The organism is Candidatus Pelagibacter sp. HIMB1521 (assembly GCF_052047875.1).
GTDB lineage: Bacteria > Pseudomonadota > Alphaproteobacteria > Pelagibacterales > Pelagibacteraceae > Pelagibacter.
Window position 1 is genome coordinate 1 of the sequence record NZ_JBNAIZ010000021.1, and the last position, 8,934, is coordinate 8,934.

General features: G+C 25.2%; 9 protein-coding genes. All 9 read right to left on the reverse strand.

The genetic code is table 11. The annotated features are described in order from the left end of the window. Positions 1 to 162 precede the first annotated feature (162 nt). Positions 163 to 1,281 carry a UDP-N-acetylglucosamine 2-epimerase gene (neuC, locus tag ACTTA5_RS07390; protein ID WP_440649113.1) on the reverse strand — a complete coding sequence of 373 codons (1,119 nt, stop codon included), beginning with the start codon at positions 1,279 to 1,281 and terminating at the stop codon, positions 163 to 165. Then, a complete protein-coding gene (locus ACTTA5_RS07395) occupies positions 1,278 to 2,312 on the reverse strand; it encodes an N-acetylneuraminate synthase family protein (RefSeq protein WP_440649115.1) in 1,035 nt (344 codons plus the stop codon). The genes neuC and ACTTA5_RS07395 overlap by 4 nt, the downstream gene beginning before the upstream one ends. Next, entirely contained in the window at positions 2,305 to 3,270 is a 966-nt protein-coding gene (locus tag ACTTA5_RS07400) for a transketolase family protein (RefSeq protein WP_440649117.1), read from the reverse strand. The genes ACTTA5_RS07395 and ACTTA5_RS07400 overlap by 8 nt, the downstream gene beginning before the upstream one ends. 2 nt (positions 3,271 to 3,272) lie before the next feature. Then, a complete protein-coding gene (locus ACTTA5_RS07405) occupies positions 3,273 to 4,262 on the reverse strand; it encodes a 1-deoxy-D-xylulose-5-phosphate synthase N-terminal domain-containing protein (protein ID WP_440649119.1) in 990 nt (329 codons plus the stop codon). Continuing rightward, on the reverse strand, positions 4,255 to 5,010 hold the full coding sequence (locus ACTTA5_RS07410; RefSeq protein WP_440649121.1) for an SDR family oxidoreductase: 756 nt from the start codon (positions 5,008 to 5,010) through the stop codon (positions 4,255 to 4,257). The genes ACTTA5_RS07405 and ACTTA5_RS07410 overlap by 8 nt, the downstream gene beginning before the upstream one ends. Next, entirely contained in the window at positions 4,995 to 5,807 is an 813-nt protein-coding gene (locus ACTTA5_RS07415; protein WP_440649123.1) for an SDR family oxidoreductase, read from the reverse strand. Before ACTTA5_RS07415 ends, ACTTA5_RS07410 begins: the two co-directional genes overlap by 16 nt. Then, entirely contained in the window at positions 5,782 to 6,504 is a 723-nt protein-coding gene (locus ACTTA5_RS07420; RefSeq protein WP_440649125.1) for an acylneuraminate cytidylyltransferase family protein, read from the reverse strand. Before ACTTA5_RS07420 ends, ACTTA5_RS07415 begins: the two co-directional genes overlap by 26 nt. 17 nt (positions 6,505 to 6,521) lie before the next feature. Further along, entirely contained in the window at positions 6,522 to 7,130 is a 609-nt protein-coding gene (locus tag ACTTA5_RS07425; RefSeq protein WP_440649127.1) for a class I SAM-dependent methyltransferase, read from the reverse strand. A gap of 119 nt (positions 7,131 to 7,249) precedes the next feature. Beyond that, positions 7,250 to 8,934: ATP-binding cassette domain-containing protein (locus ACTTA5_RS07430; RefSeq protein WP_440649129.1), on the reverse strand; the 1,685-nt coding region annotated here is incomplete at its 5' end.

Genomic DNA, 8,934 nt, shown 5'->3' on the forward strand with positions numbered 1-8,934 from the left:
TTAGGGATCTATTTCCTAAAAAAAAAATTATCTTAACTGATAAGTTTCTTATAGATTTTATTAGTGAAAATTTGAAATATTTTTCAAATAGTAAAAACAAACTTTCAGCTTTTAGTGAATTTAAGAAAAATTTAAGATATCTTATCTAGGATAGAAAATAGTTTAAATTAAATCATTGAAATATTTTTGAACTTTTAATTTCCAAATTTTTTTAGAGACTAATATTTTATAAAAATTCTTGTCACTTTTTCCATAACCAAAGTATTTGATTGTTTTAAATTTTTTATTTTTTTGATGTATATTTTTTAACAACTGATGTTCATTAAATTTTAAGTTTATTATTGATTTATGTCTAAATCTATTTTTTTGTCGATTGCCTACATTGATTGTTTTAACTCCATAGTATGGTGCCTCTATAATGCCTGCAGAAGAATTTCCTATAATAAATTGTGAGTTTTTTAATAAAGATAAAAAATATTCAAATCTCATGGAAGGTAATATTTTAAAAAAACTATTTTTTTTTAATTTTTCTATTTCTTTAATTATGATATCTGAACCTAAGTCATTGTTAGGATAAATTATGACATATTTTTTTTTACTTTTTTTCAATGCTGAAAAAAAAATTCTAGCATAGTTCTTTAGACCATCAACATCTGTAGTTACAGGGTGCAACATAACTATTGAGTAGCTATCAAAATTTATCTCATATTTTTTTTTTATAACCTCAATTTTTGGGAGTTTTTTGCTTAGTATAGTATCAATATCTGGTGAACCAATTACAAATATAGAGTCTCTCTTTTCTCCCATTTGTATCAATCTTTTTTTTGCAGTTGAATTAGTTACAAAATGAAATTGAGCTATTTTGGAAATAGAATGCCTTATCATTTCATCAACAGTTCCACTTACCTCACCTCCCTCTACATGAGCTACTTTAGAATTATTTAACACACAATCCAATGCACATGCCATAGGTTCTATTCTATCACCGTGGACAATGGTCAAATCAGGTTGAATTTTTTTTCTGACTATATTAAAACCTTTAATAGTCTCGGCTAGGCTCAAACTCATACTTTTAAATTTTTTTTGATTATCAAATATAAATATATTTTTAATCTTATCTTTTTTTAGCTCTAGGAAAGTTGATCCATATTTTTTAATGGTATGCATTCCAGTTACAAACACATAACATTTAAATTTATCTGATTTTTGTACAATTTTGATTAAAGATTTTAATTTACCATAATCAGCTCTAGTTCCTGTTACAAAAAGTATTCTTTTCATTTTTTTAAATAATTTTTCTTTATAAAATCGTCCTTTTTTATTTTTCTGACAGTTTTTTTTCCTAAAACTTTTTTGATATCAAAAGCTAAATAATCACCAACACCTGGCCTTTTTGTAGTTATATCCTCTCTTTTAATTTTTATATTTTTACCAATATCTTTTGCAGCTACTATTGAATGAAATGCAAAATTACGAGTAATATCTTCTTCATTTATGATTTCCTTATTTGAACTTAAAGCAGAATAGATCTCGTCTCTAGCTTGAATAATTTTTTTATGATCGTTACCATCCATAGAACATATTGTGTCAGGACCAACTCTATTTTTGTTAAGCACAAAATGTTTTTCAATTATTTTGGCACCCAATGATAAAGCTAGAATAGACATATTATTACCTATAGAATGATCTGAGTATCCAATAATAGACTTTTTAAAAACTTTCATCATTTTCAACATCCTATTCATCCTTATCAATTTTTTTTTAGTTGGATATAAATTTACACAGTGAAGCAATGCGTGTGGTATTTTATTTTTATTAATAATTTTTACTGTTCTTTTGACTGAGTCTAAACTATTCATACCTGTACTGACTATCATTGGTATTTTAAACTTACAGATATATTCAATTAAAGGGGTATTGTTACACTCTCCAGATCCAACTTTAATGATCTTGATATTATTTTTTATCAGCCAATCAACTGCTTTGAATGAAAATGGTGTAGCTATATATATTAATTTTTTTTTATGAATATATTCTTTAAGTTTTTTCTCATCATTTAAACTCAAAGAATTTTTTTTAATAACTTCAAAAATACTTAATTTTGAATTTCCTGGTTTAATCCTCTTTGCGCTAAAATTCATTTCTTCCTCTGGTATATGAATTTGGACTTTAATAGCTTCTACTTTGTTTTTTTTTGCTTCATCAACTATTTTTTTTGCAAGAGCTAAAGAACCAAAATGATTTATGCCTATTTCTGCAACAATTAGTGGTTTTGAATTATTTGAAATTATTCTTTTTCCTATCTTAATCATATCTAATAATTCTTAATATTTTTTTGTATAAATTTTGAGTGTCTAATTTATGTTTTTTAAGTACTTCGTCTGGTTGACCACAAGATGGAAAATCATCAACAGCAATTTTTTTAATAATCTTATTTTTATTAAAATTATTTTCATTTAAAAAAGACAAAAAAATATCTGAAAAACCACCAGTCCTAAAGTGCTCATCTAATATAAATATTTTCTTTTTTTTATTAAGTGTATTTTTGAACCATTTTTTATTAAAGTAATTTAGTGATGGTAAATTTATAACTTCAATTAATATATTTTCTTTTTTTAATAATTCTCTAACTTTAAATGCTTGGGAAATCATTAATTGTCCATAAGTTATAATTGAGTACTTTCCATTTCCTTTTGCTATAAAGTTGCCACAACCGTCGACAAATTTATAATTTTGTTCAAGTTTTGGCTGATTTTTATAAGGAGGGCCTATCGAAAGCCTAATAGAGCAGTTATTTTTCTCTTTTTTAATGCAATGATTTAAAACCTTTTTAACCTCTATATAATTATATGGATGGTAAATTTTCATATTGGGCATATTGGACATCAGCGAAATATCTCTTGTGCTCTGATGTGATTTACCAGCTCCAGCAGGTAGCAAACCAGCGTATAGAGAAATATAAATTATTTTTGTTTTTTCTGATGCATTATTAAATATTTGTTCATTTGCTCTTGCGGTTAAAAAGGACGCAAATGAATTTACAACTGGCAGTAATCCCATTAAACTAATACCTCCTGCCATTGAAACCATATCTTGCTCTGCTATTCCATTTTGAATAAATCTTTTCGGATAATTTTTCTTGAAATTGTATAAATCTGCATCATCTGCCAGATCTCCATCGAGTAAAATAATTTTTTTATTATATTTTGCTAATCTTATTAGTTCATTTGTAAATGAAATAGTGACCCATTTGTTTTTATCTAATTTCATAATTAATGAATTTCTAAAACCTCTGATTTAAGTTTAATATTTAAAATATTTAATATTTTTAATTGAGTTTTAATTTTCTTTTTAGTTTCAAAATTAATTTTTTTTATTAATTCTATTTGAAAATCAAAAAAATTTTTGTCGTCAGGAGCTCCAGCATGCCAATTATATTTCTTATTTTTTTTCATTACATTTGGATGTTCCATTTCTTTAATACCTCTGCCCTTTATAGTATCAGCAATGATTATTTTAGGTTTATTTTTGATTTTAATTAATTTTTTTAATTTTTTGTCTAAAATTCTAAAGTTGTGACCATTTATTTTTTCAACATGCCAACCAAAAGATTGAAACTTTTTTTTAAGATCCAGCAAATCAATTATATTTTTTACATATTGACTACTTTGTATTTTGTTGTGATCTACAATTACAATGAGATTATTTATTTTCTGATGAGATGTTGTTTGCATTGACTCAAAAATTTGACCTTCTTGCAATTCACCATCACCAGTTAGAACTATAACAGAGCCATCATTTTTATTATAATTTTTTGCCCAAACCATTCCTTTTGCTTTTGATATTCCCATACCTAATGAACCAGTGTTTGCCTCTATTCCTGGTGTGGCAATGTCTGGATGACCTTCGAGACCTTCTAATCTTCTTAGTTTCAAAATCTTTTTTAAACTTATAACTCCTAATGCATAAAGAACCGAATAAAGAGCAGGAGCATCATGACCTTTAGATGAAAAAAAAATATCTCTGTTTGGATCACTTAATTTTTTTTTCTTTTGAAAAAAAAATTTAATCCAAACCATTATGTCCATAGCACTCATTGAAGTTCCTAGGTGTCCTGAGCCTGCTAGTTTGATCATAGAAAGAGTATTTAGGCGGCAAATTAAAGACAGTAGTTTTGCTTTATCAAAGTTATTAAGCTTATATTTTAAAACTTTATCTATTTGTGATTTTTCAATAAAATATATATTTTTTTTATTAATCATTATTTGGTGGATTTCCCCAGTTTAAATTGATTGATGGTATAATTTTAACCTGCCGCATAAACCAAAAAAATTTGCCCGTTGGGCCATTTTTTTTTAAGGTACAAAGATATTTTAATGTTGGGATACATAATTTAGCTGATAATTTATTTTTAGGAAACATGGGAGTCTTGATTGGACCTGGACTTAAAGTGTTAATTTTTATGTTAAAATTTGTCAATTCATTCGAAGCACTTTTTGCTAGAGTATTTAAGCCTGCCTTTGATGCACTATAAAGTGAATAACCTGGTGCACAGTTGATTGATCCACCTGAGGAAATGTTTACTATTCTTCCAAAATTATTTTTTTTCATAACTGGTATGCAATATTTTACAAATAAGAAAGCAGAAAATAAATTTGTTTTAAATACATTATTTATAAGTTTATAATCAACCTTTTCTATTACAACATTTTTGGCAATGCCCGCATTGTTAATTAAAATATCTATTCTTTTGTATTTTTTAAGAACAAAATTAATAAATTTTTTTATTTCTTTTGGTTTCTGTACATCAACTTTTTTCAGAATTACATTTGATTTTAATGAAAACTTACTTTTGATTTTTCCTATATTTCTTGAACATAAAATTATTTTAGAGTTATAATTTGATAAACTTTTAGCTATTTGAAAACCCAAACCTGAACTAGCACCTGTAATAATTATAATTTTATTGTTAAGATCGTTTTTAATTTTATTTTCTACCAAGCTGTCCATCCTCCATCAATTACTAAATTTGATCCTGTCATATATCTTGATGCATCACTTGCGAGAAAAATAATAGCTCCATTATAATCTGTCCAATTTGCCATTCTATTTAAAGGGACTTTATTTTTGTAATTTTTATGAAAATTAATTTCATGATTATCAAAGACACCTCCTGGGCTTAAACAATTTATTCTAATGTTAAATTTCCCACATGTTGTTGCAAGATTTTTCATTAGTCCAATTAAACCACTTTTTGAGGCTCCATAAACAGCTGGAGTGTTTAATTTAAAATTGCCTCCATAAATATTTTTTTTTAAATTTTCATAGATTCTCTGGTCAGGCCCTACTAGTCCATAGGTTGAAGAAACCAAAATAATATTGCCTGAAATTTTTTTTTTTTTAAAATGCTTAATAGATTGCTGACAAACTAAAAAAGCTCCTGATAAATTGATATTTAAAGCCTCTTGCCAAGTATTGTAATCATATTTTTCTAGAGGTTTGTAATAATTTTTCGGTTTTGCATAAACATTATAAATTACAGAATTAATTTTTTTTTCTTTTTTAATTATTTGGTTTATACACTCAATTACACTTTCTTCAGATGAAACGTCACATTTCATGCTAATAATATTTTTATTGTTTACTTTAATCCTCTTTAAATCTAATAGATAAACTCTAGCGCCAGCCGTAACTAAACATTTAGAAAAGCTTTTTCCCAAATTTCCAGCTCCACCAAAAATAATAATTACTTTTTTTTTTAATGAAAAAATATTTCTATAATTAATGAGCGGTTTTAAATTTTTCATTTTTTTTTAAATAATAGTTAATTTTTTCAATATCATCCTTAGTATCTATATCAACTGATCTTGAATAAGGTGTTTCAAATATAACAGTTTTTTTTGGTATTCTTTTTTTTTCCTTAATAATTGCATTTCTAGAATATATCCAGACTAATGTATTAATTTCATAAACAACAGGGGCTTCTTGTCTAGATCCAGGATTTAGACTTTTTTGTTTAGAAAGTTTAAAATATTTTCCATTTTTTTCTAACATACTAAAATAAGGGTTATGTTGACAAGGATGTACCGAAACAACCAAATCTGCTTTTTCTTTTTTAAATTTATCTATAGCGCTAGTTATGTCTTTTTCAATTCTAAGAGGTGCAGTGGGATCAAAAATTATAATTGCATCTATTTTTGAACCATATTTTTTTTCATATTGCAAAATGGCATCTTGTAAGACTGGTAGCATTGGGGAGTTATCTAAAGCTAGTTTTTTTGATCTTTTAATTTTGAAATTTTTTTTATCATTCGGAACCAAATTTAAGATTTTTTTACTATCACTTGTAATTATAATTTTCTTTAGTTGCTTAATTTTAAGTGCAACCTCATAAGCTTTTTTTACAATATTTTTTTTATTTATTGATAAAAAGTTTTTATTTTTTATACCTTTTGATCCGTATCTCGCTGCAATTATTCCTATAAAATTTTTATTAGTTTTCATAAATAATTATTATTATTTTATTTTTCACCAACTAAATTTAAACTTATATCATAATTTTGCATATTGTATTTATATACGCCATCTGACCAATCACCAATCGACTGACCAAAAACATCTATCGTTTTCCAAGAACTTACATTTTTAAAATTATTTTTTTCAAGAATATTTTTTAATTCTTGATGATCATAAATTGATTTATGAAAATCATTAGGATAGTTCTGGCCTCCCATTATAGCGTTTTTAATTATGCTTAACTTTTTTTGCTTATTGTAAAGGATATATAATTTTTCTATATCTGGAACTGAAATTCTTATAAGACCTCCTGGTTTTAATAAGTTATATAATTTTTTTAAAAAATTATGAGTTTCATTAAACGAAAAATGCTCAAGAACATGACAAAGATAAAATTCGGCAATAGAATTTTCTTTAAATTGAGTTAAATCAAAACCATCTGAAATTATATGCACATGCTTAAAATCTCTCGCATCAATATTTAACCATCCTTGTAAATTTATATTTCCGCATCCTAAGTGAATTTTTAATCCTGGATTAGAGTTTTTTGTATATAAAGGAATACTATTATCGTAGTTTTTTTTTAAAAAATTTAACCACTTAAATATTTTCATAATTTTTAAGACCTATTTTGATAAGAGCTTGTATTATTTTTTTCATTATCTGAAAAGTGTTTTAAAATATCCAAAATTTTAACCAAAAATATAAAAATAATTATGAAATAAGATCAAAATTATTTTTTGTGTATTTTTCCATCAATAATTTCATAAACCTCGTCACAGATATCCATATTTTCTTTGTTGTGAGTCACTATTATAACTGTTTTTTTTAAATCTTTTAAAATTGTAAAGATTTCTTTTTCTATTTTGGAATTTAATGCACTAGTAGGCTCATCCAAAATAAGAACATCAGGATCAGAATAAAGTGCTCTAGCAATTCCAACCCTTTGAATTTGTCCACCAGATAATTTAATGCCACCTTCACCTAAATTTGTTTCTTTACTATGTTGCATATTATGTAAAAATTCATCGACTTTAGACATAGATATACTTTTATCAATCAGGTTTTCGTTGATATCTTCATCATGAATACCAAAAGCAATATTTCTTCTCAATGTATCATCATAAATAAATATTGATTGAGGGATATATCCAATTTTTTTCTTCCAATTAAATAAATATTCACTCTTTTCTGACAATAAATTTTTGTCAATATATATTTCTCCATTGTAATCAATAATTAGTCCAAGCAGAATATTTAACAGTGTGCTTTTGCCAGAACCACTTTTACCAGTAATTGCTATCATCTGATTCTTTTTAATTTGAATATTAATATTATCTAAAATTTTTTTGTTTTTGATATATTCAAAACTTAAATCTCTTACTTCGATACTGTCATTAAATCTTAATATTTTATTATCTTCCTTTTCTGGCATAATATATTGCTTATCAATTTTTATTTGTGTCTCTTTATTAACAAGATTTATTGTCGAGGAGGAGAAAGAGATAAGCTGAAAATTAAAAAGAATTTTTGTTATAGATGGAAACAATCTAATTAAACAAACTGTAAAAAAAATTATTTGTGGAATTAATAAAGTAATATCTAATCCAATTGTTAAAATATAAATTAAAAAAATAGATATTAAAGAGATAAATGAGACTTCAATCCAAACCCTTGGTATTGCTCTTAAAACATTTAAATAAACAGTTGGTTTAATTATACGATCATAATTTTTTTTGAAAATTTCTAACATATAGTTTTGATTATTTTTCATCAATATGTCTTTTACTCCACCAAAAATATCCCCTAGCTGTTTAATTCTTAAACTTTCATACAAAACTTTTTCATCTCCTAGTGTTTCAAGTTTTTTTTTGTAAAATTTTAAAAAAAAATATCCAAAAATTCCTAAAATTATTACTATGAGCAAGGTAACCTTTGTATTGACAATCAATAAGATAGATACAATTCCCAAAAGTATAATAATTTCTGCTATCAAATAAAAACATCCTGCCACCACGTCACAAAATTTCCAAATTTCTTGAGTAACATTATGAAGTAAATTAGAGGTGTTTCTTTTCATAAAAAAAGAGTACGGGCTAGAAATATAATTTGAAAGTAACTTGCTCGATAATTCTTTCTCTATAAGAAATTTCATAGAGTACAAATTTTTATAACTAGCCATTAAAACAATATTTTTTAAAATTATTCCCGACAAAAAGAGGATAACCAATAAAATATTTATATTATTTAATCCAAATAAATTATTAAGGTCGTTTAAAAGTGGATACTGACTATTGGTTAAAGATGTTTCTATACCAAAAATAGAACTCATCAATGGAATTATTAAGGCCAAACTAAACAATTCAAAAACAATGCTCATTATAACTAAAAATAAAATCAAAATTATTTTAGATCTTA

Coding starts and splice junctions, on each gene's coding strand:
- neuC (WP_440649113.1), bottom strand. CDS start 1,281: ATGAAAAGAATACTTTTTGTAACAGGAACTAGAGCTGATTATGGTAAA.
- ACTTA5_RS07395 (WP_440649115.1), bottom strand. CDS start 2,312: ATGATTAAGATAGGAAAAAGAATAATTTCAAATAATTCAAAACCACTA.
- ACTTA5_RS07400 (WP_440649117.1), bottom strand. CDS start 3,270: ATGAAATTAGATAAAAACAAATGGGTCACTATTTCATTTACAAATGAA.
- ACTTA5_RS07405 (WP_440649119.1), bottom strand. CDS start 4,262: ATGATTAATAAAAAAAATATATATTTTATTGAAAAATCACAAATAGAT.
- ACTTA5_RS07410 (WP_440649121.1), bottom strand. CDS start 5,010: ATGGACAGCTTGGTAGAAAATAAAATTAAAAACGATCTTAACAATAAA.
- ACTTA5_RS07415 (WP_440649123.1), bottom strand. CDS start 5,807: ATGAAAAATTTAAAACCGCTCATTAATTATAGAAATATTTTTTCATTA.
- ACTTA5_RS07420 (WP_440649125.1), bottom strand. CDS start 6,504: ATGAAAACTAATAAAAATTTTATAGGAATAATTGCAGCGAGATACGGA.
- ACTTA5_RS07425 (WP_440649127.1), bottom strand. CDS start 7,130: ATGAAAATATTTAAGTGGTTAAATTTTTTAAAAAAAAACTACGATAAT.